The organism is Chryseobacterium sp. 2P, from assembly GCF_059579425.1.
This window is the reverse complement of the sequence record NZ_CM184194.1, coordinates 1,407,306-1,432,012: the sequence shown is the minus strand read 5'-3', so window position 1 is coordinate 1,432,012 and position 24,707 is coordinate 1,407,306. Positions and strand designations below refer to the sequence as shown.

At 36.8% G+C, this 24,707-nt stretch carries 20 protein-coding genes; 2 read left to right on the top strand and 18 right to left on the bottom strand.

Annotated elements, in window-relative coordinates; all coding sequences use genetic code 11:
- Positions 1 to 35: 35 nt before the first annotated feature.
- From AC52CF_RS06515 to AC52CF_RS06440, 16 genes are all read right to left on the bottom strand, one after another.
- Positions 36 to 299: a hypothetical protein gene (locus tag AC52CF_RS06515; protein WP_214590336.1), complete on the bottom strand. Its 264-nt coding sequence runs from the start codon at positions 297 to 299 to the stop codon at positions 36 to 38.
- 4 nt (positions 300 to 303) lie between these two features.
- Complete coding sequence (locus AC52CF_RS06510; RefSeq protein ID WP_214590337.1) at positions 304 to 3,267, bottom strand: PKD domain-containing protein; 2,964 nt, start codon at positions 3,265 to 3,267, stop codon at positions 304 to 306.
- A gap of 12 nt (positions 3,268 to 3,279) precedes the next feature.
- Positions 3,280 to 6,129 carry a baseplate wedge protein gene (locus tag AC52CF_RS06505; RefSeq protein ID WP_375190986.1) on the bottom strand — a complete coding sequence of 950 codons (2,850 nt, stop codon included), beginning with the start codon at positions 6,127 to 6,129 and terminating at the stop codon, positions 3,280 to 3,282.
- Between the two features lie 24 nt (positions 6,130 to 6,153).
- Entirely contained in the window at positions 6,154 to 9,228 is a 3,075-nt protein-coding gene (locus tag AC52CF_RS06500; protein ID WP_375182117.1) for a baseplate J/gp47 family protein, read from the bottom strand.
- Between the two features lie 89 nt (positions 9,229 to 9,317).
- On the bottom strand, positions 9,318 to 9,728 hold the full coding sequence (locus tag AC52CF_RS06495; RefSeq protein WP_087711249.1) for a GPW/gp25 family protein: 411 nt from the start codon (positions 9,726 to 9,728) through the stop codon (positions 9,318 to 9,320).
- A 113-nt stretch (positions 9,729 to 9,841) separates the two neighbouring features.
- Positions 9,842 to 10,132 carry a PAAR domain-containing protein gene (locus AC52CF_RS06490; protein ID WP_076394823.1) on the bottom strand — a complete coding sequence of 97 codons (291 nt, stop codon included), beginning with the start codon at positions 10,130 to 10,132 and terminating at the stop codon, positions 9,842 to 9,844.
- 2 nt (positions 10,133 to 10,134) lie between these two features.
- Entirely contained in the window at positions 10,135 to 11,880 is a 1,746-nt protein-coding gene (vgrG, locus tag AC52CF_RS06485) for a type VI secretion system tip protein VgrG (protein ID WP_375190985.1), read from the bottom strand.
- Between the two features lies 1 nt (position 11,881).
- Complete coding sequence (locus tag AC52CF_RS06480; RefSeq protein WP_214590341.1) at positions 11,882 to 12,601, bottom strand: CIS tube protein; 720 nt, start codon at positions 12,599 to 12,601, stop codon at positions 11,882 to 11,884.
- A complete protein-coding gene (locus tag AC52CF_RS06475; RefSeq protein WP_165796595.1) occupies positions 12,601 to 12,762 on the bottom strand; it encodes a DUF5908 family protein in 162 nt (53 codons plus the stop codon). The genes AC52CF_RS06480 and AC52CF_RS06475 overlap by 1 nt, the downstream gene beginning before the upstream one ends.
- A 199-nt stretch (positions 12,763 to 12,961) precedes the next feature.
- Positions 12,962 to 13,429: a phage tail protein gene (locus AC52CF_RS06470; RefSeq protein ID WP_087711256.1), complete on the bottom strand. Its 468-nt coding sequence runs from the start codon at positions 13,427 to 13,429 to the stop codon at positions 12,962 to 12,964.
- Between the two features lie 2 nt (positions 13,430 to 13,431).
- Entirely contained in the window at positions 13,432 to 13,863 is a 432-nt protein-coding gene (locus AC52CF_RS06465; RefSeq protein WP_076394813.1) for a phage tail protein, read from the bottom strand.
- Between the two features lie 41 nt (positions 13,864 to 13,904).
- Complete coding sequence (locus AC52CF_RS06460; protein WP_375190984.1) at positions 13,905 to 15,293, bottom strand: phage tail sheath family protein; 1,389 nt, start codon at positions 15,291 to 15,293, stop codon at positions 13,905 to 13,907.
- Between the two features lie 25 nt (positions 15,294 to 15,318).
- Positions 15,319 to 15,750, bottom strand: a complete 432-nt coding sequence (locus AC52CF_RS06455; RefSeq protein ID WP_076394813.1) for a phage tail protein — start codon at positions 15,748 to 15,750, stop codon at positions 15,319 to 15,321.
- A 40-nt stretch (positions 15,751 to 15,790) separates the two neighbouring features.
- Positions 15,791 to 17,596, bottom strand: coding sequence for a phage tail sheath family protein (locus AC52CF_RS06450; RefSeq protein ID WP_375181476.1), 1,806 nt, complete (start codon positions 17,594 to 17,596; stop codon positions 15,791 to 15,793).
- Positions 17,597 to 17,675: 79 nt separating this feature from the next.
- Entirely contained in the window at positions 17,676 to 19,061 is a 1,386-nt protein-coding gene (locus AC52CF_RS06445; RefSeq protein WP_375181477.1) for a phage tail sheath family protein, read from the bottom strand.
- A gap of 41 nt (positions 19,062 to 19,102) precedes the next feature.
- Positions 19,103 to 19,648, bottom strand: coding sequence for a Pvc16 family protein (locus AC52CF_RS06440; protein ID WP_116098399.1), 546 nt, complete (start codon positions 19,646 to 19,648; stop codon positions 19,103 to 19,105).
- Positions 19,649 to 20,158: 510 nt separating this feature from the next.
- On the opposite strand from AC52CF_RS06440, the gene AC52CF_RS06435 reads away from it, so the two are divergent.
- Both AC52CF_RS06435 and AC52CF_RS06430 read left to right on the top strand, forming a co-directional pair.
- Positions 20,159 to 20,479 (top strand): hypothetical protein, encoded by a 321-nt coding sequence (locus tag AC52CF_RS06435; protein WP_271247892.1) that lies wholly within the window; start codon positions 20,159 to 20,161, stop codon positions 20,477 to 20,479.
- Positions 20,480 to 20,525: 46 nt separating this feature from the next.
- A complete protein-coding gene (locus AC52CF_RS06430; protein ID WP_375181478.1) occupies positions 20,526 to 22,016 on the top strand; it encodes a contractile injection system tape measure protein in 1,491 nt (496 codons plus the stop codon).
- A 648-nt stretch (positions 22,017 to 22,664) separates the two neighbouring features.
- On the opposite strand, the gene AC52CF_RS06425 is transcribed toward AC52CF_RS06430, so the two are convergent.
- Complete coding sequence (locus AC52CF_RS06425; RefSeq protein WP_250902172.1) at positions 22,665 to 22,865, bottom strand: helix-turn-helix domain-containing protein; 201 nt, start codon at positions 22,863 to 22,865, stop codon at positions 22,665 to 22,667.
- Between the two features lie 334 nt (positions 22,866 to 23,199).
- Positions 23,200 to 24,648: an ATP-binding protein gene (locus AC52CF_RS06420; protein WP_214590347.1), complete on the bottom strand. Its 1,449-nt coding sequence runs from the start codon at positions 24,646 to 24,648 to the stop codon at positions 23,200 to 23,202.
- Positions 24,649 to 24,707 lie beyond the last annotated feature (59 nt).

The following is a 24,707-nucleotide window of genomic DNA, read 5'->3' as shown; positions in this document are numbered from 1 at the left end:
GTTATTTTAATTACTGCTCTGATTCTTAACTGAACTTATTGGCAAGTCTGGCATTTACAGGAAGACTGGGCAGTAAATACTTTTTTTGTAAGTGTATTTAAATATTCCCTATACTTCCGGATAAAAATCTCTGCTGTTTCCGACATAAGAATTCTATCCTGTACAGTATCGAAACTTATATACACCACATCGTTCAGGATAAAAATCTGCTTTATATCAATCACAGAATCTTTTGTAGTTAATAAGCTGTTTACCTCGATAGTAATTCCGTCTTTTTCATATGTATCAATCAGTTTCATACTATTATGGTTTTACTTCTCCTGTACAAGGATTAATTGTTAAGAAATTATTTCTAGGACATCCGTCATAAATCACGACTCCGCCAAGTTTTAATGTAGTCCATGCAACACCATCATGACAGCTATTGTCTGCACATACTAAAGAGAATGATATAAATCCTTCCCCATTCAGATCTGTGGCTGCGATAGACTGTGCATCCGTAGGACTCAGGAAGAAGGTATTAATCCTGTTTGGTCCTCTAAGTTCACCATTAGGACGTGATTGTCCGTTTTCAAGACTTTCACTTGCATTATTCAGGTTCACTCCACCGATTCTGTACACTCCGTTCGCCATTAAATTGAATTTCGCGCTATTACATCTGTGATTTCCGGGACATGGTCCTAAGCTTTCATTGTACTGAACGGTAATCTCCAGACTAGAAAGACACTGAACGAGCGACTGCCCTTTCAGTTTTATAGGGGCTATCGTATATTGTGTGCTGCATCCACTTCCATTACTCACAGAAAGTATCGGGTTGAACGTATCTTCCTGACCAGCAACCAGATTATAGGTATGAGATTGACTTACAACTCCATTTGCATCAGGAGTTGGTTTCGTTACAGTAACTAACTGACCGTCACCAAAATTCCAGTTATAGTCAAGATTACCTAAATTATTACCGGAAACAGTAAATGTTACCGTTGCTGTAGGATTTGTAGGGTTTTCTCCATTTACAGGAGTTCCTGTTGTTACCGTAACATTTGGAACTTCATTAACAATCATTTGAGTATCCACAGGATCATCATTAACTGTGAAAGTAATGGTTTGTCCGAGATAAGCTGCGCCAACCAATGCCGGATCAAAATAACTTTGTCCTCCGGTCTGGGTAATGGCGGATATTTCTGTTCCGTTTACAAATGCTTTTACCTGACCATCCAAAGGAACGATTGTCATAAGAACCGGTTTTTCATTTTGGCAAAGTTTACCTGAAGGTAATGATAAGAACACAGGATCTTTTTTGGAACAGCATAAATAAGGCAATGAGAAGTCTGCAATAACCTGATTGTTTGCCTTTGACTCTGCGATCAAAACAAATGTTCCGCCCGGTTCTACACCGGAAAGATGCTCCAAGCCGGATTTTCTTTCTAAAAAATCGCTTAAAAGTTCTGTAGAAATTTCTTCTTTTCTGGGATCTTCTTTTACGATCGTTACATCGTCTGATGTTCCGGAAGGGGTTTCAAATTTAGCTTTATTCAATAATTTAAGATCGCTGTCTAATTTCGATAAATTAAGGAGCGCATTTTTAGGATCGCCAGCTTCTTTGCTGATCTCATTGGAAATGGATAGTAATTTATTTCTGAGTTCTTCAATAGAAACTTTTCTGGGCTCTTCAGATGTATCATCCGTTTTTTTACCATTATTTAAAAGTAAAACGCTAACGTCAAAAGCCAGTCCGTACTTTACTTTAAGATCATTAATATTCTGTACCGCTGTTTCGTATGGCAGTTCAAGATGTCCTTCAATTCTGTAAAAATCATTGTTGTCGATATTATAATTCAGGGGATTCTGAATATGATCTTCTGATGATAAGTTCGCAGTATGATAACTTAAATTATAGGTTTCTCTGTCTGTCTTTGTTTTTTCAAAATTCCAATTATCCAGTAAAGTCTTATCTACGTTATAATAATATGGAATTGCTTTTTCTCCTAATCTTACATAAAGATTGGATGGTGTAATTTTAACGGGGCCTATATACGATTGAAATCCGTTGATTTTCTGCACAAAACGATTGGCAAGCAATATCAGCCTTTCATAATTTTCATCATCCTGAGTTGTGATGGGTGAATGATAAAATCCGTGACGGAAAGCTGCATATTCTCCCAGTTCCAAAGAACCTCCGGCATATCCCAACATCAAATGTTTAGGGAATGATGCAATAGAAGGACAACATTCTGCATTCAGATGTAAGATAAGTCCTTTTATTTCGTTGTAGGTATCAATAAGATCTTTCAGGAGATCATATCTGTACTGAAAATCATCCAGTCTTGGGGAAGATGCAGACAATAAGGTATTCAGTTTATTGAAGAGCGATAAGCCGCTGAAATTCATGTCTATTTTAAAAGTACCTGCAATTGCCTCAAAACCTTCAGACAATCTGGTAACAGAATCCATAGCGCTGCGAAATCTTGCTTTTAGCTGACCGGCTGTTTCAATTTTAGGATCAAGAATTACTCTTTTCGCTTCAATATTTGGTAAGCGGTCAAAAAGTTCTTCGTAAGAATTATGAATTTTATACAGCGTATCTTTTGCATTTCCATTCGCCATAAGATCAGAAACAGACTGAAAATCTGCCAAAAGCACTTTAAGATCAGAAACCTGCTCTGCTCCGGTGTTATCACAATCGGCATCTTCACAAGGAGTCTCGTCATTAGAATAGCTTTCCAGATAAAGGATGATGATTTTTTCATTCAGTTTTTCCAGAGTTTTAATGTCTTTAAAGCTTCCTGTATCTAATCCTTTAACCTCCATTTGCTTCAGTTCGTCTTCGGTTGCCAGTTCCAATAAGGGAATCTGCTCTTCTCCGATTCGGAAATGATCATACCTCACTTTGTCTTTATACTCTCTGAAGTATCTGTAATTTTTGGTATCGAAATCTATCGTAACGTCTGAAGATTTATCTTTTCCTGTACGAAGGGTAATTAAATCTCCGTCTGTGGTAACGCCTGCTCCCTGAGTTATCACAATGGTATCCAAAGCATTTTCAGCCTTTTGCGGAGCGATTTTTTCCATAACGTCCGGAACCAGACTAGAACTGGTAATTGTGGATTTAAATCCGCATACAATTCCCACACCGCTGAGAAGTGTTCTCGAGAGCCTGTCCTGATCTTCGAAATAGTCTATGAATTCATTTAACTGCCCGTCTGTAAGTACCTGATTTTCGTTAAACTTTCTATATTGGGTTGTTACATTATCTAATTTAGCATTCATTATTTTTCAATTTTATATGTTTGATTGTCCTAATATTATTTTTCCGTCCAGGCTGTCGTTATCTTCTATAGCACAGTCTAAGAGTCTTCCCGGTCTGTAAATATTATTTAAGTTGGTAAGAGCCGTCAGTAAATTCTGAATGCTGTTTCCTAAATTGTTAATATTATTTTTTGCTTTATCTGAAAGATATTTTTTAAATGCCTTTTCAAATGCAGACAAATCGTTCTGAGCGGTTTGTTTTTCACTTAAACGATCTCCAACCCAACAGATTTTAGCCAGAATATGAGCCGGAATTTCCTGTCGGATCACAGTTTCTGCATAACGTCTGAAGTCAGGATCCTGAAAACGGTAGGCAAAGCCCGGAAGAACCACACTTACGCGGTAAGAATAAGGATCAAAAACATCATATTCGCAGTCTTCTTCGCAGGAAGACATTAAAGCATCTGCATAATCTACCGGATTTCCGGAAAGAACATCTCCATCGTCATTCGGAAATACTTCAAAAGATTTTCCTATAATCATGCTTCCGATGCCTTCAAGATCCTGAAATACTTTGAATGTATCTTCCACAGACATACATCCGATTCCTCCTATAAGCTTGTAATCTTTGAATGCCGGTTTCAGCAGCAAATGCTCTACAAGGAAAATTCCTTCTTCGGTAAAATCGTATTTGAAATATCTTACCAATTCTTCAATTCCCTTTTTTAATTCAGCTAAAGAAGTGTATGGATTTGTCTTTTTATGAGTAGCCATTACATTTTGCGGCTGGCTGTCATCCATAATTTCAAGATAATAGTTCCCTCCGGAAGACATTCGTATCTGAATATTCCCAATCAAATCATAATGAGTCTGATTTTCCTTTAAAAGTTTTAATGCATTTTTAAGATCTTCTTCGTCTATCTGAATGGTCTGATAAATAGCTTCATGCAGATTTTTAGTTGCAGCATATTCGATATGGAATGTATTTACGGATGATAAAGTGATATTATTATTTCCATCCTTCACTTTCCATGAATAGCTTACCTTTCCATCGTCACTTACCGATTTAATAATTGAAACAGGTGTTTGAGAAAGATTTCTCTGCTGGTAATTTTTAATCCCCAGTAATCTGGCAATTCTTTTCTGTACCCCTGAAATATTATCTGTATTCCAGACATTCGCGCTATCATCCAATGTATAATTATAGCCCAATCCACGGTCTTTGCTCAGTGATTTGTACTCTTTCAGGAATGTTTCTTTATTGTTCAGTACAATTTCATCGGTAGATTTTCCGTACAGAGATTTCATCAGGAAAGTGTAGTCGCTGAATGTTTCTGCAAAACGGGCAATTAAATGATCCAAGACTTCATTTCGGCGTTCCACACTGTTATCAAGTTCTTCGTATAAAGTATCTGTAAGTCTGTCCTCGTTTTCATCATAATCTGAAACCAATTCTTCAAAACCTTTGATATTTTTAAGAGCCTGAGTAAAGAACGTTCTCTTTAAACCTCCGCTGATACTTAAAACTTCTTTGACTTTTTCAAGGTGTTTGAAATAACTGGCAAGAATCTGATCGAAAAACAAAAGATATCCTTTCATCTGTTTTGCCAGAGCTTCTCTTTCCGGGGTTGGATTTCCGATGATTCCGGAAATTCCTACTCCGTACGTATCTGGAAATTCATTTAAAATAGTCGCGTAATTCCCGATATCGTAAGAAGTTCCCTGTGGCAGAGCCAGTTCTTTATTTTGTCTGGCATCTTCTCTCAGTACTTCCTCCTCTTTTCTTAACGTTTCGAGATATTCATCTACTTTTTTAGTGTTGATATTCAACGGAAGCGCGCCTTTGGTGTAACTGAATGAACTCAGATCGCAAAGTTCCGGTTTTTTACCTTTTTCAATACAGATCATCCAGTCATCGGTCTGCTTCACCGCACTGTCGCAGCCGGCAATAGAAATTTCGTGAATTTCCTTCACTCCGTCGATTTTCATGATCTCGCTGATGATATCAGAAAGTCGGACTTCTCTTCTTAACTGACTTGCTTTCAATTCTTCAGTATCAATAAAACCATTATTGAGAATCGGTCCGTCAAAAATCTCATCTGTGGTAAGACCTTTTTCCAGCATCTGCTTTAATGAATAGAAATGAACTTCCGGAGCCAGATAATTGTTGATCGCTCTGAGTACTTTTGCATGAACCAGTTCCTCATCTACTTTATTTACAAGTCCGATGCGGGCGCATACCGCAACTTTCTGGGTTTCGATTTCTTTGATGTCTACAAGATCCTCGCAAAGACCTCTGTTCTGGTGATAGCGCTCCAGTATTTTTACTCTTGTATTCGATTTGTCGCAATCTTCGTTCTCGCTATCGTCGATATCATCGGCGTAATCCACATAAAGGTCATACAATCCTTTTACGTTAAAATGCTGTGTCTTTTCTCCGATAGGTTCAAAATCCAACTGTCCTGTTTTGCAGTCCACATACAGCGTTTCGTTTCTTGGAACCAGCCAACAGTTGCTGATTGGTCTCGGATGACCGGATTTAAAGCTGATATCGATGAAGAGTTTTCTGTAATCAAGCTCGGTTAAAGGTCTGGAAGGTAAAACTTCCGTAGCTTTCAGGAATTGTGTATGAATATCTTTTTTTGCATCGTTTGAAGCAAGAATGTCTTCCATATTCATATTCATCCTCATCCCAAGATCTGTGATGGCGTAGCTTAAAACCTCCAGTGTGGTAATCCCCGGATCGTGAGAGTTATAATCTGTCCAAAGTTTTCCTCCTAATCCTTCTATATATTCAATACCTGTTCTGCGTAGAAAGTGAAAATCGGTCTGATCCTGCGTTTCTATATTTTTGGGTATACTAATGTGCTTATTTTCTGACATAATTATGTTTCTGCTTGTTTGTTATTAAAGGCATACCGATTCTGCAATAGTAACTTTGTGCTGTTTGGCAGATACGAGTATGGATTTCGGATCTACTTCGATTAAAGACTGTGTCTGTAAAACATTATTTACCAATATACTGGTCTCTTCAACGTAGTCTACATAATGCAGTTGTTCCAGATAATTAATGAGCTGATTAACATTCAGTTTCACATTAAAATCAATATCTTTAGTGTCTGTAAAAGCCCAGGGCGATATGTACTTTTTGATGTCTTCGTCTAATTGTTTTGTGTAAAATGTTTCATCATACTGATCGAAGAATTTCACCTTTGTTTCTACCTTCGCTTCTTTATAATTCGGGTTGATTACCTGAGCGTTGATGTGCATGGTATTCAATTCATTGATATAATTCTGAATTCTGTTCAGCGTGGCTCTGCTTACTCTTGGCTGATAAATATCAAAAGCGTTTTTATTTTTAATATTCGGAACAACCATCAGCGTAACGTATCCGGGAGCGAGGTAAGACTTTTCGGAAGTATGATTCAGGCATTTTACTTTGAAAACTTCCGGAAACTCCTGCAAAACCAGATGCTCGTAATCCCATTGTGTAACGGCTCTGTTTTTATGTCTCAGTCTTTCGCTTACTCTTCTGTAGAATTCTGTATCTGTTTCTTTGTATTTTCCGTCGAATGAGTTATACGGCTGGCTCACCGATTTTACCTGCGGAACTCTGGTAATAAGTCTGGAAATCGTATTGGCTTCCAAACCGTTGTTTAAGTGAGACAGATCGTTGTTCTGATTCTGGAATGTTGCCAGAACTGCCTGTGTATATATTCCCTGAACTTTACAAACCGCATCGTAACTTCTTCCTGATCTTGCTCTTACCCAGATTAACTGATCTGTAAATCTTGTGTGATTTAAATTAATATCTTTTGGAATTTTGAATTTTACAATTCCGGATTCCAGGAATTTTTTAGAATCATTCTGCAGCATAGAGTTTGAAAGATCAACCCATGTATTTCCGGAAAGGATGCTCCATTCGATATACTCTTTTTCTTCAAAAGTTTCGGCTAAAGGATTTTCGCTTCCTTCCAGCATCTGGATGAGAAGGGAAACCGTCATTTGCGGAACTGCTTCCAGACCGATGTATAATTCGCCTCCTTTCTGATGTACCGGAACAATGGTTTTCGTATCGATTTCCTTTTCATACTGCCCGAAAGCATCTTCATGATACATCTGTACTTCTTCACTTTTCAGAAGTTCTCCTTCAGAATCTTTTCTTAAAGAATGGTATGCAGTTTCTGTTGCGCTGTAGCTCAGTTCAATATCTTCCGCAAAAGGAATATAAGGTTCGTTCGGAACTACTTTCAGTTTTTGAGGATCTGATAAAACAAGCGTATATAATTTAGGATACAAGTCCTGTAATAAAGATTTCTTCAGTTTTACCCGTATCGCTTCGCCTGTACCTGCTTCATCACTGGTGCTTTTTACAGAAAATTGTGTCAGGTAAGCATTCCCATTCTTTTTAAATAAAGCAATATCACTTTCCTGATTGTGCCAGATTTCTTTGTCTAATAAAGCTGTATCGATCTTAAAATAATCGTCTCCTGATACAACTGACGAATTTTTCAAATTGTTAAAATCCTGCTGACTGATATTTGTATCAGGTTCCATGATATACCCGCTGTATAAATCCTTTATGGAAGCCGGCGTGTTTTTCCAATTGATGGTAATGTCTGCGGTTTTCCATTTTTTAGAGAACATTTCAGGACATTTTATGTAAAAATTGGAACCTTTAATCGGCTGCGCGGTAAATGGATAATAGGATTTTTCGGAATTCAGTTCTCCATTGTCATTTTCAATCTGAAGAGATTTTATCCCTTTTACATCTACAGAAACTTCAATATTGTTGACCAATGCTTCTGAAAAAGCTTCATAGACTTCATAATATTTCTTCCCTTCAATCATGAATCTGAGAACAGGAAAGTTGGTCTGGAAAGTTTCCTTCAGAACATCTTTATTGTATTTTACGATGGCAGGAAAATCTTTAGGTAATGTTAAAGAAAAGGTTAAACGGTGTTTTTTATCACTTTTGTTTCCTGTTTCTCCATTTTCAGTACATTGTAATGCAATGTCAGATAACCATTCTTTTTCCCCGCTGCAAAGTACTTTGATGTTGTTCTGAAAATCTTCTTTTTCAAGATTTTTTAATTTTTGAACAGAATTGGGGTTGAAATCTATTTTCAGGGTAATTGTTCTGTCTCCTTCTTTTAAATCGAATAAAGATGATGCTACAGAAAAGCCCAGTTTCGCTTTCGGAAGTTCTTTATAGATCGATTTGTTCGAAGCTGTTTCTTCAGCATTGTATCCGAACGGCCACCAATAGTTTCCGCCTTCCGGTAATTTTTCGCCCATTCCATCGGCAGAATTGGTAACCGGAGCCATTTTAAGCTCTTGTTTTCCGCCGTCGTTAAGAAGACTTTTAATTTCAACTACTTTTGCCTGATTGGCAATCAGTTCATTGTTGGTTTTGTAGACCCGTTTTTTTCCTTCCGCATCTTTATCTCCGTCCAGAAGTGTTCCTTCCGGAATTCTTTCCTGAATTGCTTTTTTTGCCAATTCAAAAATCACATAGACTTTGTCTTCTTTAGCATCATTCTTCTGAATCTGAAGGATCTCGTTATAGTAGAAATCCAGATGTCTTTTCGTTAAATTATTGAAAGCTTTTTTAGAAAAATCCAGCAATTTCAGAAAGCATACAAAGAGGGTAAGATGAGGCGTCAGATTGCTGTCCTGTTCAAACTGGGAAATAAGATCTGTAACCTGTTTTTTCATACTTTTGTACTCTACGCTTTCTCGGCGCGGAATAGCATTGGTATCATCACCAAAGAAAAAGTTTCCCCACTTCTTATCTGGTATTGCTGTATCAGCATCTTTTTCAAAAAAATTTACATGACTGGCAAAATTGTTTGCAAATAGCAGCCAATCGAACAGATCGAAGTCGTGCAATTCGAGATTGCCGGGATCCAGATCCGCTAAAAAGCGCTGCATTTGTGATTTTCCTTCACGATAATGTGAAAATGTATCTGTTTTTTTCATTTGTTTATATTTATATTCTATGGTCAGATGCAATACTTAATGTAATGTTTCGGTAGTATTCAAAATGGTTACAGACATCCCGTAATTATTTATATTTCAGTAGCTTCACCTTTATAGAAAGGGAAAACCATATTGCTTCTGGTATTCGTATTCCTTACTTCGTAATCAATTTTTATCAACACTTCGCCTTCCAGTTCTTCCTGAGTATCGATGTCGATATTTAAAATGTTTATTCTGGGCTCGTGGTATAAAATGGCACGCTCAATGATTCCTTTCATTTGGGTAATCAGCGTTAAGTCCAAAGGTTTGAAAAGCATTTCCTGCAGGTCGCATCCGTAATCGGGAAACATAACGCGTTCTCCCGGTCTTGTGGAGAGTAAAATGATCAGACTGTTGTTGATGTCTTCCACATCTGTAGTCATTACCAGCTTTCCTTCAGTCTCATTAAACTCAGGCGGGAAACTCCAGCCTATTCCTAAAAAATCTGTATTTATTTTCATACGTTCTTGTATTATATTTAGTTGTAACATCTCGCATCTGTAACATAGAGTTTTAATTTTCTAACCGTTTTGTTATTGATGTTTTTACATTTTTTAATCTTGCAGAATGTGTTTCATCCGCCTATTAAAACAGTCGCTTCGCCCGCGCTTATTACGCCTCCGTGAGCGGTAGAATCTCCCATTCTTGCGGCTGGTTTTCCGCCGATCATTACGCTTGAAGATCCTGCAGCAATGGTATCCGGCGGACCTGTGCATATTGCTTTGTCTCCTACTCTTGCTGCGGGTTTACCTCCGATAAGTACAGTGGGTTCTCCTGCCGGAATGATAGGTCCGCCAACGTGCGGCGTAGTTCCCGTTACCATCGGACAGGTATGCATATCTGTAATTCTTGCTGCCGGTTTCATGATTAATTAATTTTAACTTGAGAGCCTTTTACGACGGTTACTGCGCCTGATTTAAGCTCAGAACCGGAACTTCCTTCTGCTTTGAACTGTGCGGATGCTTTGATACCGATATTGGTTCCTTCCATCTTAATATCACCTTTTGCTTTGATCTTAATGTCTTTCCCACTTTCCATACTGATCCCGTCTTTATTGAGGGTAAGAGTATTTTTATGCTCGTCTTCTATTTTAATGACATCTGCATCTTCGTCTACAGTTATTTTTTTGCCTTTTGGTGTTTCAAGGGTGTATGAAATTTTATCGTCATTAAAAATCATCTTCATTTTGCTGCGGGTAACAAATCCTTTTTCGTTGTTGTCATCGGAAGCTACAATGGGAGCCGGTTTTGCGCTGCTGTTCAGCATTCCCAGAACTACTGCATCATTGGGATCATCATTAATAAAACCAATGATTACCTCATCTCCGATTTCCGGTCTGAAGAATGATCCTCTGTTTTCTCCTGCATCAAGTGTGGCTATACGCGCCCAGATTCCCTCCTCTTCGTTATTGATGATCGGGATCTGCACCAGAATCCTGTCTTCTCCATCGGGATCGGATTCCAGTTGGGATACTTTCCCGATGTGCAGTCCGCTGATGGAAGGAATAATCCCTGAACCCGGCATTTCGCTTATATCGTACGTTTCTGAGAACCATGTCGGAGAAAGCCCGAATTGTGCATCGACAAGCCAGTTTCCTTCTGCAATTTCGTGACGGACGCCTGTTACGTAAATTTTTCCGTTGAAACGGTTTCCTACGCCTTGCAGCATTAATGAAACTCCCGGTTTTACAGCCGGAATCCCCTGAAATTTCACCCTTCCTCTGGTCTTTGCCAATTGCTGGAAAGTTGCCTTTGCATCACTCCAGTCCTGAAGTTCACTCTGCGTAAGATTTCCGCCATGTTTAAGCTGCAAATCGTCTATTCCAAATACTTTTGCCAGATCATCCGGTGAAAGGTTTCCGTTAAGTTTTACGGCGGGATCCTGAGCTTCTACTTCTGTAAGTTCCTGATCGGTATAGCTCCATGTTTTGGCTGAAATTTTTTTGAACTGATCTCTTGCGTCTATTTCTCCGTCAAATTCATGCACCGAAGATCCATAAACCACTGTTTCCACTTCTTTTTTGCTGAAATCGGGTTTCGCTATTTTAACGGTTCCGTCTTCTACAAAACAAAGTTTTCCGTTTGCCTGTGCTCTGGTGAGCATAAAGTCCCAGTCGGAAGCTCTGTACTGAATCAATTCTTTGTGTGAATTTGAGGTAGCCTGAACATTGGCAGTCAATCCGTTATTACTGATGAGTTCTCCGATAATGTCGCTGTCTTTACTGTCGTAGAAATATTTACTTTTTCTACCTAAAGTCATTTTCACCGCTTTATCTCTGCATTCTATGATGAGATAGGAAGAGCCGTTTCTTACTTTGATGTTGTGCTTTACAACAACTCCTTTAAAAATCGTCTGCTCATCAAGGTGATACCCTGCGGTAATTTCAATTTCTTTTCCGGGAATCAGAAGATCTTCATTGCTTAGTTTGAAATCCTGTTCCGGTACGCTTCCATCCAAAATAACAATGCGGGCATAAGGAATTCTGTTTACTTCTTTTTCTACAACAATACTTTTTACCCCATATTTTCCGGGTAACTCGGTACCTCCGGACATTACTTTAAAAGTAATCAGATCCGGATTTTTTGATGTTTTTATGTATCCGCTATTGTTCATTTTATGCTATTTTTTCTATGGGTGGAAAGTAGAGTTCAGTTCCCGGTTTCAACTGTCTGAAATTGATAAGATTGTTAACCTTAGCAACTTCCAGGTAATATTTGGTGTCTCCGTAAATTCTTTCTGTCATTAAGGGTAATGTGTCTCCTGCCTGTACTGTTCTTTTGTGGGTAAGATCCGGGGAAGCTGGTTTCGATAGTGCCTTTTCTAATCTCTGACTTACCGAACCTCCAAATTTTGCTTTTATTATCGCTCTTAAAGGATATCCTTCCGGAGTAAATAGTTTGTATTCTATTGTAAAGTCTAGCAAGACGCCTAGAAATTCCAAGGTTCCCCAGTTTATTTTCACATGATGAGGCTTATGTATCGTCCCATCATACTCTCCAGTAGCATTATAGAAAAGGTCTAATTGATCTGCAACTGTTTCCTTTGTAAAATTTTTTCCTTTAAATTTATTAATCAGCGTATTCCCCGGATTACTTTTTGCCACACCTGTTCCATCAAGTAAAAATTCCAGGTTTAAAAAAGGCGAAGGAGAAGATTCAAATTTAAAATCAGTTTTATTTTTACCGATCGCCTCCTCTTTATTATAATTTGTTTTGTAATCTATTGAATAGCCGCTAGGATTTATAAGAAGTTCGAAAGGCTTACTTTTTTTACCTTCTAAAAATTCAGAATTTTCATATGGTGTAATGACCACTTTTTCTTTTTTACCTATCATTATCTTTCTTTTTTACGTTTATCAATATTTACTAACTGCTCTACACTTTCACTCACTGCCCGCATGATTTTTGATACGTCTACCGGCGCTTCAGTTGTCGTTGCGGCTGCTTTTTCGTCCACATTTATTTTAATGTGAAGTTCTTTTATTTCTATTGGCATTTCGTTTATTTTTAATTAATTATTAATACGTAAAAAACTTAAAACCAATTATTTAACGTATTTATTTAAAAAATCTAAGCACATAAAGCGTGTGTTCAGTCCTGTTATAGACCAATCCTTTATTTTTTTTATCTTAAAATTTTTGCTGAATGTTATCCGAAAACTAACACACGGAAAGTGCTTAGATTTGATTTAGAAATTACAAGCCTAAACTTGCTAACGATGAGGGTATTTTGAAATATCTGTATTTCAGCTCTATTGTTTCAATAGCAAGCCTGCTTTCTTCTGCGTTGAATTCTGAAACGTTCCATTTTACCGGATAGGCTCCAACTACATTCCAGACCATTAAAGGTGCTGTAGACTGAAGTCCTCCTGAAAGTGTAATGACAAGATCTCTGGGTTCAAACTCGAAGTTTTCCATTGCATTTCTGCACCAGCTTATTAATCCTGAACTTACAATCAGTCCACGCTTAAGAACTAAATTTTCATATTTCGGTCTCAGAGGAAGCTGATGAAGAAATCTGTTTTCGCCTCCTTCGGCATATTCTTCGACCTGAATTTCTGTAGATAAACCAGATATAGACTGAAATCTGGAGTCAATACCCTCTGTTGTCGAAATCCCGTTAACAATAAAAGAGAAACTGGTTGGAGGATATAAAAGAGCCATGATTAGTTATGTTCAATAGTTAAACCTTCGTGCGCAATCTCCAAAGTTTCGATTGCTACCTCATTACCTTCAGCTTTCAGGTCGGTTGACTGTAATTTCAGAGGGAAGGCATTTTTCACTTTCCATGTTACCGCAGGGGCGCCGTTCTCGTCTAAAAGAGAAATCGTGATTGATCTTCTTTCTACCGTGTTCATCTGAACCGTCTGCAACCATTCGAAATAATCGTTATCGCCTTTGAAAGTTCCTCTTTTTAAAGTGATGTTTCCGAATTTTGCCATTCCCGGCATTTTGATCTTGCTGAAATCCGGACTTGCTCCCTGTCTGTATTCAATGATATCGCGCTCGATGCTTAATCCCGAAACTTCCTGAAAACCGATGTTCGTTCCGCCCCAGTCTACTTCAAAGGAAAACTTTACTAATGGATATGTATTCATAATTGTCTTGATTTAATTTTGTTATTTGTTTGTTTTAATTTTTAAGCTTCCTGCAGTTTGTGTGAGAAACGAAGAACAATAAATTCTGCCGGACGAACTGCTGCCATACCGATCTCTACGATCATTCTGCCTTCAAGGATATCCTGTGCAGACATGGTTTTGTTTAAACCAACGCTTACGTAATAAGCTTCTTCCGGCTTGCTTCCTGCCAATGCTCCGTCCTGCCACTGCTGGTTCAGGAAGTTTTCGATCATCGTCTGTACGCGAACCCATGTATTGGCTGTGTTCGGTTCAAATACGAAACGTTCTGTTGCTTTTTTCACGGATTCTTCTACCATGTTGAAGAATCTGCGTACTGAAATGTATCTCCATTCGTTGCTGTTGCCATCAAGTGTTCTTGCACCCCAAACCAATGTGCCTTTTCCTGTAAAAGATCTGATAACGTTGATGGATTTTCCTGAAGTAGGATCTACATTAAGAGTCATCTGATCTTCGTGAGAAACTTTTACTGTAGGAGCCACTACATAGCTAAGTCCAACATTAGCAGGCGCTTTGAATACTCCGGAAGTGCTGTCTACTTTTGCATACACACCCGCAACTGCTGAGGACGGAGCCATTACTACTCTTTCAGATTCGATTGCTGCTTTAGCCTTATTATACAGCTCTGTTCTGTTTGATTTTAGCCATTTTAAATTGTCTACATAGCCATTTGGAAGAGACAAAACATTTCCTGAGTCATCTTTTTCTTCAAAACTTGTAATTTTAACATCTTCATCTTCAAAGCTATGCGTTAAAACAGTTTCCAATTTCGGATAATAAGCAGCTCCGTATTTCAAACGCTCTCCGCTTTGTCCTGAAGTTACATTATCTCTAAAGTCCTTAACTGTATTAGCAGAATCTCCAAGAACGTCCATAATAACAAACCTGTCTTTCATTTCCTCTGCATGATTCAAAGCCAATCCATACAAACCGTAAGCCTCTAATGCTGGTAAAGATTCTGCATCCGGGAAAACAATAAGCGTAGGCTCATCTTCTTTTTCAAGAGTCTTAAGTCCTGCCTCTAATTCGATTTTTGATACATCTGTAGGATACCCTGAAGCTATTCCAACAGAAACAATATAACATGGACCGCCACCGTTTGCAAAATACATTTGCATAGCATGGTACATTTTGAATTTACCTAATTTAGTGGTATCAAAAGTGGTAGAGACCGTATTATCTTTAACAGAAATTTTGATCTCTTTCCCTTCGTTTTTTCCTTTACCAAAAACAGCCTCATATTCTAATAGAGAAGAAATTCTTGTCGGCTCATTTTTTGGTCCTTTTTCTGTATATCCGATGAAAGCAGGGATCGCTGTTTCTACTTGTGCTACGGAAGGCGGAAATTTTGCCAGTTCCTCCACGTAAACACCTGGTGTTTTGTAATTCATTTTGTTAAAAATTTTAAATTAATATTTAGTTATGTTCAATAGTTAAACCTTCGTGCGCAATTTCCAAAGTTTCAATTGCTACCTCATTACCTTCAGCTTTCAGATCGGTTGACTGTAATTTCAATGGGAAGGCATTTTTCACTTTCCATGTTACGGCAGGTGCGCCGTTCTCGTCTAAAAGAGAAATCGTAATCGATCTTCTTTCTACCGTGTTCATCTGAACCGTCTGCAACCATTCGAAATAATCGTTATCGCCTTTGAAAGTTCCTCTTTTTAAAGTGATGTTTCCGAATTTTGCCATTCCCGGCATTTTGATCTTACTGAAATCCGGACTTGCTCCCTGTCTGTATTCAATGATATCGCGCTCGATGCTTAATCCCGAAACTTCCTGAAAACCGATATTTGTTCCGCCCCAGTCTACTTCAAAGGAAAACTTTACTAATGGATATGTATTCATAATTGTCTTGATTTAATTTTGTTATTTGTTTGTTTAATTTTTAAGCTTCCTGCAGTTTGTGTGAGAAACGAAGAACAATAAATTCTGCCGGACGAACTGCCGCCATACCGATCTCCACGATCATTCTGCCTTCAAGGATATCCTGTGCAGACATGGTTTTGTTTAAGCCAACGCTTACATAATAAGCTTCTTCCGGCTTGCTTCCTGCCAATGCTCCGTCCTGCCACTGTTGGTTCAGGAAGTTTTCGATCATGGTCTGTACGCGAACCCATGTATTGGCTGTGTTCGGTTCAAATACGAAACGTTCTGTTGCTTTTTTCACGGATTCTTCTACCATGTTGAAGAATCTGCGTACTGAAATGTATCTCCATTCGTTGCTGTTGCCGTCAAGTGTTCTTGCGCCCCAAACCAATGTTCCTTTTCCTGTAAAAGACCTGATAACGTTGATGGATTTTCCTGAAGTCGGATCTACGTTAAGTTCATCCTGACGTTTATTGGAAATTTTAATCACTGGAGAATCAACATAATTAAGTCCTGTATTTGCAGGAGCTTTGAATACTCCGGAAGTGCTGTCTACTTTAGCGTAAACACCTGCCATTGTTGAAGATGGAGCTAAAACTACTTTTTTGGATTCAATTGCTGCTTTAGCCTGATTGTACAGTTCAGAATTTTTTAATTTTAATTCTGCTAAGGTTGTTGCACCGGAAGCACCCATCACCGCAACTTTATCTTCTTTAAAAGTGTACGTTAAAATTGTTTTAAGGTTCGGATAATAAGCTGCGCCGTATTTTAGTCCTGTAGAAGTTACTTTATTTCTGAAAGTGGCATCATCTCCTAAAACATCCATAATAACAAACCTGTCTTTCATAGATTCTGCCTGATCTAAGGCACTGTCATACAAAGAGTAGGTATTCTTAATAGCATTGATAACCAAAGGTTCTGAAGAAGAAGCATCAATCTTTTTAGTATTATCAAGTTCTTCATTGGCATCGCTAGTAATACTTGTAGCTGTAATAAGATCGTTTTCAAAATTTTGAGCTACAGAGTTAGCTGCCTCTTTAATATCAGCAAGAATAGCACCTGCAAGTTTACTTTCAACAACAGCATCTGCAACAGCTTTAGCGGCACTTCTGGCAGCAACTTCAGTAGCTGCTTCAATTTCTTGATTAAAAGTAACCGCAGCAACTTCAGCCGCAGCTTCAGCGGCAACTTGAGCATCTGTAACAGCATCTGTAACAGTAGTTGCAGCCTGAGCAACAGTTTGAGCTAGCTCAACATCTGCAGCATTATTAACAGCATCTGCAACAACTTGAGCCGCAACTTTAGATGCAGTGGCTAAAATTTCATTCTTTTTTGCAGTAGCTAAAATGGCTTTAGCAGCATCGACATCAGCAGCAGAAGCTACTCGATCTTGAAGATCAGGAAAAACGATAAGTGTAGGTTCGTCTTCTTTTTTTAATAATTCAAGACCGTATAAGAGAGTTCCTTGCTGAGTTGCAATAGTTCCAACAGTAACATCATCATCATAATCGCCTACCGAAACAATATAGCATGGTCCGCCTCCATTGGCAAAATACATTTGCATCGCGTAATACATTTTGAAATCGCTTACCTTTGGCTGAACTGCTGTTGCAGCACCCTCTTTGAAAGCTACAGCAAAAGTTTCAGCGTATGCTTTTCCAAAAAGTTCTTCAAATTCCAGCATGGACGAGATTCTCGTAGGTTTGTTTTGTGTCCCTTTTTCTGTATATCCGATAAAAGCGGGAATAGCTGTTTCAACTTGCGCTACGGAAGGCGGAAATTTTGCCTCTTCCTCCACATAGACTCCAGGGGTTTTGTAATTCATTTGTTAAAAATTTTAAGTTAATATTAATTATCACTCGAAGCTGAACTTCAATATTTTGTTGTGATTGATTTTGGTTTTGTTATAGTTTGTGAGAAAAATTTAATACAATAAACTCTGCAGGACGTACTAAAGCGACTTCAATTTTTACATCCATGATGTCTGTTCCTCCGGATTTCACTTCAACTTTGTAAGCTTCTTTGGGAGAACTTCCTGCCAATGCTCCGTCTATCCATTGCTGATTAAGAAAATTCTCAATCATTGCTTTTGCTCTTAACCATGTATGAATGACATGAGGCTGATTGATGAATTTTTCGTTAAGCGCTATGCTTATTGACTGTTTAAGCATGTTATAATAACGCCGTACATGGATGTATTTCCACTCGTTATCTTTTTCATCTTCCTTTTTGTCTTTTCCATCCAGTGTTCTGGCTCCCCAAACCAAAGTTCCTTTTCCTGTGAAGTTTCTGATGGCATTGATTGATTTTCCTTCATCATCAATGTTAAGACCGGATTGCTCATCATCAGAAATTTTTTCTGTCGGAGCTGTTACATAATTTAGACTTACGTTTGCAGGAGCTTTCCAGACTCCTCTTGTATTGTCTATTCTTCCGTAAACTCCTGCTATTGCGGACGATGGCGGCAAAACTACTTTCAGAGATTTCAGCAATTCTTTTATCTGATTGTATAATGAAGAATTTGCTGTTTTCAGGGACTCTAGTGTTACCCCATTGGCAATTCCAACGGGCTGATTCTGCGTATCGAGGTGAGAAACAGGAGTTATTTTTTCATCAAAATGATAATTTAAAACCGTTTTCAGATGAGGGAAATAAGCTGCCGCATAACTTGAGGAATTTACTGTATTTCTGAAACTCTCCACTGCAGTAAGATTTCCTATTTTTGTAGTGGAATTTCCGTAGTAGGTATCTAATAGGGCAAACATATTTTGGGATTCTCCTGCTGCTTCAGCTTTGGCAATTGCAGTATTATATAAGGTATGAAAGTCATTTGGAGAATTTAATGATACGGCATCCGGGAAAATAAGAAGAAGTGGCTCTTTTATATTATTGATTAAATTTAACCCTGATTCCAAAAGATTTTTTTCCACCTGTGCTGCATTGTAATCTCCCACAGAAACGATGTAGCAAGCACCGCCTCCATTAGCAAAATACATTTGTAAGGAATGATACATTAAAAATTTTGCCTTTGGTTCTAAAACTGTTATTCCTGCATCAGTATCTTTTAATGTAATACTTTCCATTTTTGCACTCCCGAATTTTTTTTCAAAATCCAGAAGAGAGCTGATCTTTGATGGCTTATAATCAGGTGCGCTAGTATCATTGTCTTCGGAAGGCTTTCGTTCGGTATATCCTATGAATACAGGTACTGCAGTTTCTACCAATGCAATGGAGTTGGGAAGTTTTGGCAGTTCTTCAATAGAAACACCGGGTGTTGTCGGATTTGGCATGTTCATAAATTTTAAATTAAAGGGTTATTTGTTTTCTGATATTATTTAACCGTAATATCCTTAATATCAACATCGTTAATAAGCTGAACATCAGAAATATTTTTAGCTCCAATCTTAACTACACTTACTTTATACATTACGGAAGGAATGATCTTTCCACCCAATAAACCCCAAATGTAACTTAGCTGCTCAAACGGTACGGCATGCATTTCTGTTCTGAAAGTAAAATTGTTTTCTCCGATACCGGTTGCAACATATTCCAATACATTTTTTGCACGAAGAACCTCAATAACTTTTGAAATGTTTATTAAAGCACTGTCATAATCCGTCATATTGGCTGTAACCATTACGAAAAGATTTACATACGCCGAAGGACTTTCCATTTTTGTAACATTGGATGTATTTTTTACATATCTTGAGATATTTTTCATGGTAGATTCCTCCTGAACGTTCAGTAAGGTAATCACCACTTTATTATCAAGTCCCGCAGCTCCGTCTTCATGCTTTGCGATGTCGTTAACAACAACATCTGCTAAACCGGCAGAATGCAACTCATTTTTTAAAACTGTTAATACTTCTTTTATCATAATTTTTGTTCTTTAGTATTATGGTGCAAACATACAATCCGCCCGACTTAAAAAACGAATATTTTGGGGGCTCCATCCTGTCTTTGCAGTAAATGCTTTTTTTGAATTTTCTTTTAACCTAAAAAATAAATCAATATAAAATAATGATAATCAAATAATTAACACCTATCAAATTTAACAAAAATTTATCCGTATCTAAGGCTTGTGAAATAAATACTGTTAACTGAAGGTAATTTTAAGGCGTGAAAAATGATTATTTCAAGTATAATGTTGTGAGATTCCTCCATTGATTTTTTTATCCGCTCAATATTTCTCAAGGATTGATATCCAAAAAAATCTAATTCCGAAATCTGATCAGATTCATCCTTCTCTTAATTAAAAAATTTATCGTTTTTATTATCAGAATATAAATTTATGATCTACTGCAAAGACAGAACAGCGAGGTCTTATTATTCGTTATACAGTTTTTCTTCCTCTAATTTTGACCCTATAATTTAAACTTTAATCACAATGAATATTAAAACTCTTTTTGGCAAGCGCAATGAAATCATTGGCGGCCATTTTAATGAATTAAGATCAAAACTAGGCATGGCAAATCAGGACGAAGAAGTTGTTTTTTCTGTAAGAGAAGAAATCTGTAACGCCTGTCCTTTAAAAAACGGAAACAACTGCAATACCCAAAAATGGATTCATCCTCAGACTCTTGAAGTTTCAAGCGGTCCAAAAGACGGCTTTATAAGAGGTTGCGGATGCAGACTGAGTGCAAAACAGAGATCCAAATACAGCCTTTGTCCTGCAGGTTTCTGGGGTGGAGAATTTGACAAGAAATAGGCATTTTACGGTAATTCCACCATTGTATAACTCAAATTTATTTAATGTGAAGCAAGATCATATCATTCAGAAAGTTTTTATTGAAATTACGGTAAATAATAAAGAAAAAGGACTGAGTATAAAAGACGACATCAACAGTTTTCTGTCGATGGATGTTTTTCCGAAAATAGAAAAATACCTCAGTACTTTTGAACACAGATTAGCAGACCGCACTTTACAGATCCCTAAACTAGAATTGAATCTGGATGTAAAAAGCAGCGCATTAAATTCTGATCTGAAAGATAGAATTGCAAAAGTTTTCGAAGAAGAATTATCTGAAATTACAAATCCTGTTTTAAATTCGGATGAGGTTAAGAGCAGTAATTCTGAAGCGTATCTGTTGACCAACCAGGAAAAGATCCTTCAAAGCTTTATTTATTTTTTGGAAAGAGGAAGTGTGCCATGGTGGAATTCTGATAAAAAAAGTTTTTCTCTCCTTGAGCCAAAGGTATTTAACGCCATTATTCAGGCTGATCATTTTCAAAGCAGCTTTATTCCTGTTTTTTTTAAACGTTATGTGCAGGAAAGAATCATTCATCAGCTTTCTGACGAACAAATTGCCCAATTATGCAATGTTATTTTAAAAGATAAAGCATTAAAAATCAATTTACAATCTGAGATTATACAATTGATCTCAAAGCTGGATCAGATGAACAGAATCATTGTATGGAGACTGATTTTAAATATTTTATCGAGGCATCTGAAATCTCCGAGCATCCATATTGAGGATTATTTTTTAGAAGAAATACTGAAATCCGAAATTTTATTAAAAGTTTCATCTTCTGCAAAAGATAATCTTCAGAATGTAAAAACAGTATTAAAGATATTTCCGGTGGTCAAAGAAGCTGAATTGATTGAAAAAATTGAAGAGACCCTCATCAAAAACGATCAAAATACAAAAAAGACAACGAAAAAAAATCAGCAAAATTCGAAGGAAACCATTGATGAGGTAATGCAAAATAGCAATAATTCTGAAGAAAAAGATGATGAAATTGCTTCTGATGAAGGACAATATGTCCAAAATGCAGGACTGGTTCTGATTCATCCGTTTATGAAAACTTTTTTTGAGCATTGTGATCTTCTGGACAAGAAAACTAATCAGCTTTCAGATCCGGAATTGGGTGCACATCTGCTCCATTATATTGCTACCGGAAAAATAAATGCTCCTGAATACGACATGATATTTGAGAAATTTTTGTGCAATATTCCTCTTCACCAACCCATCAACCGACATATTAAGCTTACGCGTAAACACAAAACTCAAGTTAAAAATCTGATAGAAAGTGTTCAGCATAACTGGAGCGCTATGAAAACCTCATCCGGAGAATTGCTCCGGAATGAATTTTTTCAGCGTCCCGGAAAACTGGTTATCTCCGACCACGACTGCACTCTTACCGTAGAACGAAAGACACAGGATATTTTACTGGAAAGACTTTCTTGGGGAATTGGTCTTGTGAAACTGCCGTGGAAGGATCAGTTTATGTTTGTGAACTGGTAAAGAGTTTTAAAATCAAAGTCTGTTAAAACATACAGACTTTGATTTTCCTATTTTTAGAATAAATATAACTTGGTATATTTTTTTTTAGTTACTTTCCGATACAGTATCTATAAAAGTCTTTATTGATGGTGATTTTCGTGATGTAAGGTGTACAAAAGTGGTACAGGATTAAGATGCTGCAACATCTTTTTTTTCTACTTTTCCGCACGAATCTCGTCACATTAAACAATTATAAACCAATAGTTTACAATATTTGACGATAAATTTGAAAATTCATTTGTACTACTTCTGTACACCTCCAACCTTATAAATCATTGTAAATCAAATAATTAACAATTCCCGACTGCGATCGGTGATAATTGATACATTTCGCCTGTACACCTCAAATTTTATTCATTTTTAGGATGAAGATTAGTTTAGAATTCTAACAAAAATAGCTAAAATTTATACTGAATGTTTTAATCAATTACAAATTGTCAAACACACAAGAGGCTAAATTAAACAACCAATTCAATCTTATATTTATTTCTCCGCTTCCTACTTTCATTTTCTGCTACCTCTTTTTTTAATGGGTTTTTCTTCTGATTTTAGTACATCATCAATAGATCTAAAACTCTGTTCCTTTGGTTTTAACAGATCAACCATTTCTTATAAACCACCAACAACTGAAAGCAATTTTAGAAATGAATCCAAAAAGATCAAGCCTTTTTGCTCAAATTTCCTGAGAGTTGGTAAAGGAACACCAGATCTTTCAGCCAAACCCTCCCGTGTTAGATTCATTTGCAATCGTCTTTTACGGATATTATTGACTAATTTTTTTTCGGTTTTGGAAAGTGATACAAGTAACATAATAGTATTATTTAGTGTTATATTTTAGCAATAAATAATACTATTGTATTACAAATTTACCGATTTTTTTTAAATTATAACTTCCATTTTCTTACAGTTCAAATATTTTTGACTGTTTCGGCAATATTAAAAGCTCATTACTAATGATAGCTCTAAATTATTTAATAAATTAAATTAATTTAATCTTTTTTTACTTGTTATTCAACCCCCGCTAAAGTATCTAAAGAAGCGCTTAGTAATGTAGATTGCAGCTCAAGATACAAAAGTGGTAAAGTTTTAAAGTGCTACAAGATCTTTTGAAATTGCTTTTAAATAAACATTTTTAATAATACTGTTAATTGGTAGATTTCATTCTCAATGTATTTTCACCAATATTGTATGCATAAACACATGCAGGCACAAAAGTGAAATTTAGATCACTTACTTTCTTTGTTCCTATTCTAGCAATTGTTGTTACCAAAGCACTATTCAATTGATTGGCTTTACAAAATTGTATGAGGCTACTCAAATCTTTTGGCATTTCATAGAAACGATTGCTCCATTTGATTTCTACCCCCCAAACTGGCTTAAATTTTTTATCGTCCACCAACACCAAATCTACTTCTCCCTCAACTCTACCGTCTTTCCAGCGAGCATAGGTTAAATCCAAATTTTCACGGTGCATCCATTGGGACAATACTGCAGTTTCAACCATGTTCCCCATTTCGCTGTCTGTTTCTTTAACAGGTGAAAATAGAGCCGTTCGCAAAGATGAATTGGTAAGATATACCTTAAAGCTTGTAATTCTTTTAAATCGCTTCGCATTTACATCTACCTTGTTGAGAACCTTAATTAGGAATGCAGCGTCCAAATATTCTAAATATTTTTTTAAGGTTTCTTTTTGTATGCCACTTTCTCTTGACATTGTTTCATAAGAAAATTCATTTCCAGTGTTATAAGCGATATAAGTGAAAAAACGATTCAACTCTTGTACATCTTTTATCCCATATAAACTGGGTAAATCTCGAAGGAGGACTTTATCTACAATATCATTTTTTACATACCGTCCCATATCTTTCTGAATTTTTTCAGATAAAACCACTTCCGGATAACCTCCAAAATTGAGGTATTGTAAAAATTCTTTGTTTAATTCATCAATATCATGTGGAATAAAATATGGAAGTTGTTTTTCTCCATATTCTATAAAACCATTTTTCACTAAATGATTTTTGTTTTTTAAATGGATAAATTCTTGGAAAGTTAAGGGTGGCAACATAAAATCAGTAAACCTTCCTGCGCCACTTTCTGTGCTATGCCATTTTAATGCAGCAGCGGCTGAACCTGAAACGATAAATTTTGTATTTGGATAGCTATCTACTAATACTTTTAAGTGTCGCTCCCAATCTTTTAAGTATTGTATTTCGTCAAAAAAAACATAGCAATCTTCTAAGTTTGATATTTTTAAAGCTTCTTTGCAAAGATCTAAAATCTCTTGTAAACTAAGATGCACATAGATAGGATTATCTATAGGTACGAAAAATATACGTTGTGGATTAATTTTTTCAGCAATTAATTGATCAATAGTATGAAACATCATAACGGTTTTTCCAACACGTCGTGGCCCCATTAAAACCACTGCACGACGAATTTCTTTTTCTTTTACAAAAGGATAAAATAACTCGAAATACAAACGTTTCGACATTTCTTTATATACCGTCGGAATTTCCTGAGTTATCCACCAAGGATTTTCATATTGTAATCTTTCGATAATTTTTTCTGTCGGAATAAGTCTTGATTTACTCATTTTTTTGCTTATTTAAACAAATTTAGTAAAAATAAGCACATTGCAATGTGCTTATTTTT

Excerpts from the sequence above, each read along its gene's own strand:
- AC52CF_RS06445 (WP_375181477.1), bottom strand. The coding sequence starts at position 19,061 with ATGCCAAATCCGACAACACCCGGTGTTTCTATTGAAGAACTGCCAAAA.
- AC52CF_RS06420 (WP_214590347.1), bottom strand. The coding sequence starts at position 24,648 with ATGAGTAAATCAAGACTTATTCCGACAGAAAAAATTATCGAAAGATTA.
- AC52CF_RS06425 (WP_250902172.1), bottom strand. The coding sequence starts at position 22,865 with ATGTTACTTGTATCACTTTCCAAAACCGAAAAAAAATTAGTCAATAAT.
- vgrG (WP_375190985.1), bottom strand. The coding sequence starts at position 11,880 with ATGAACAATAGCGGATACATAAAAACATCAAAAAATCCGGATCTGATT.
- AC52CF_RS06505 (WP_375190986.1), bottom strand. The coding sequence starts at position 6,129 with ATGTCAGAAAATAAGCACATTAGTATACCCAAAAATATAGAAACGCAG.
- AC52CF_RS06500 (WP_375182117.1), bottom strand. The coding sequence starts at position 9,228 with ATGAAAAAAACAGATACATTTTCACATTATCGTGAAGGAAAATCACAA.
- AC52CF_RS06455 (WP_076394813.1), bottom strand. The coding sequence starts at position 15,750 with ATGAATACATATCCATTAGTAAAGTTTTCCTTTGAAGTAGACTGGGGC.
- AC52CF_RS06465 (WP_076394813.1), bottom strand. The coding sequence starts at position 13,863 with ATGAATACATATCCATTAGTAAAGTTTTCCTTTGAAGTAGACTGGGGC.
- AC52CF_RS06515 (WP_214590336.1), bottom strand. The coding sequence starts at position 299 with ATGAAACTGATTGATACATATGAAAAAGACGGAATTACTATCGAGGTA.
- AC52CF_RS06470 (WP_087711256.1), bottom strand. The coding sequence starts at position 13,429 with ATGGCTCTTTTATATCCTCCAACCAGTTTCTCTTTTATTGTTAACGGG.
- AC52CF_RS06480 (WP_214590341.1), bottom strand. The coding sequence starts at position 12,601 with ATGATAGGTAAAAAAGAAAAAGTGGTCATTACACCATATGAAAATTCT.
- AC52CF_RS06460 (WP_375190984.1), bottom strand. The coding sequence starts at position 15,293 with ATGAATTACAAAACACCAGGTGTTTACGTGGAGGAACTGGCAAAATTT.
- AC52CF_RS06495 (WP_087711249.1), bottom strand. The coding sequence starts at position 9,728 with ATGAAAATAAATACAGATTTTTTAGGAATAGGCTGGAGTTTCCCGCCT.
- AC52CF_RS06440 (WP_116098399.1), bottom strand. The coding sequence starts at position 19,648 with ATGATAAAAGAAGTATTAACAGTTTTAAAAAATGAGTTGCATTCTGCC.
- AC52CF_RS06435 (WP_271247892.1), top strand. The coding sequence starts at position 20,159 with ATGAATATTAAAACTCTTTTTGGCAAGCGCAATGAAATCATTGGCGGC.
- AC52CF_RS06510 (WP_214590337.1), bottom strand. The coding sequence starts at position 3,267 with ATGAATGCTAAATTAGATAATGTAACAACCCAATATAGAAAGTTTAAC.
- AC52CF_RS06475 (WP_165796595.1), bottom strand. The coding sequence starts at position 12,762 with ATGCCAATAGAAATAAAAGAACTTCACATTAAAATAAATGTGGACGAA.
- AC52CF_RS06490 (WP_076394823.1), bottom strand. The coding sequence starts at position 10,132 with ATGAAACCGGCAGCAAGAATTACAGATATGCATACCTGTCCGATGGTA.
- AC52CF_RS06450 (WP_375181476.1), bottom strand. The coding sequence starts at position 17,596 with ATGAATTACAAAACCCCTGGAGTCTATGTGGAGGAAGAGGCAAAATTT.